Origin of the sequence: Pseudoalteromonas sp. 20-MNA-CIBAN-0454 (assembly GCF_040308685.1) — a bacterium.
Classification (GTDB): domain Bacteria; phylum Pseudomonadota; class Gammaproteobacteria; order Enterobacterales; family Alteromonadaceae; genus Pseudoalteromonas; species Pseudoalteromonas nigrifaciens.
Genome location: NZ_JBEOOB010000189.1, coordinates 1 through 261 on the forward strand (window position 1 = coordinate 1; position 261 = coordinate 261).

Here is a 261-nt window from a genome sequence, read left to right on the forward strand (position 1 = left end):
GTATTACTCAGATAGACTGATTGAATTCCCACTTGGTTTATTTGGTATTGGTATTGCGACGGTTATTTTACCTGCGCTATCAAAATTACACAGCAGTAAAAAAAGTAGCGACTTTCAACATACCCTAGATTGGGGAGTGCGATTTGTGATTTTTTTAGGGCTCCCGGCCATGATAGGGTTGATGATTATTAGCCCGTTGATTATTACCGTGCTGTTTGATCACGGCGCGTTTAAAGAGGCTGGCATTGATCACGTTAAGGC

General features: G+C 41.8%; 1 protein-coding gene. It reads left to right on the forward strand.

The genetic code is table 11. The annotated features are described in order from the left end of the window. Positions 1–261 (forward strand): lipid II flippase MurJ (locus AAEZ22_RS18465; protein WP_352298515.1); only part of this gene is annotated, 261 nt, incomplete at both ends.